Source organism: Vibrio sp. 2130-1 (assembly GCF_033339515.1).
Window position 1 is genome coordinate 1 of sequence record NZ_JAWOUT010000345.1, and the last position, 661, is coordinate 661.

Below are 661 nucleotides of genomic sequence, written 5' to 3' on the forward strand. Positions count from 1 at the left end.
GGGCATCGCAGTTTAGAAGAAAACGTTGAGCAAGTCCGTCAGTTGTACGAGGTGAATCTAGCCCCAATTGAAGACATGCTCAATACGGCGACGGCAGAAGGCCGCCAAAGCACACATGATGCGCTTCTCCAATTGACCGATTCATTCAACGATATTGAGAACACCATTTACGCGCTAGGTACGCTTGCGGAGATCGCAACAGTGTTCATTGCATACTTGTTGTCTAATTCAATCACAGGGCGTTTGACCGCACTGGATACTTTGGCACAACGTGTGGCGGAAGGCGATTTGACAGCTTCTCCTATCAAAGACGAATCGGGTGATGAGCTTTCTAACTTAGCGACCTCTTTAAATAAAATGCAGGCATCTCTAACGGGGTTGATTGGCTCCATTTCAGTCGTGTCTGAAGAAGTTAAGTCGGTCACGAGTGAGCTGTCTGTTGTTAGCCAAGACATTGTTTCTGGTGCGAGTAGCCAAGCCGACAAAGCGAACCTCATCGCAACGGCAGCAGAAGAGCTGAGTTTGACCATTTCACAAGTGGCGGAACAAGGTGCGTCTACGTTTGAAGAAGCTCGTAAATCAGAAGCCACAGCCGAACAAGGCCGTACTGTCATTGTTGAAATGGTAGAGAGCATTCAACAGGTATCGAAGCAAATGGCGG

Annotated in this window: 1 protein-coding gene; it reads left to right on the top strand. The window is 48.3% G+C overall.

Translation table 11 applies throughout. The features are described 5' to 3' along the window. On the top strand, positions 1 to 661 hold a 661-nt coding region (locus R7Q09_RS26125), incomplete at both ends, for a methyl-accepting chemotaxis protein (RefSeq protein ID WP_318143941.1).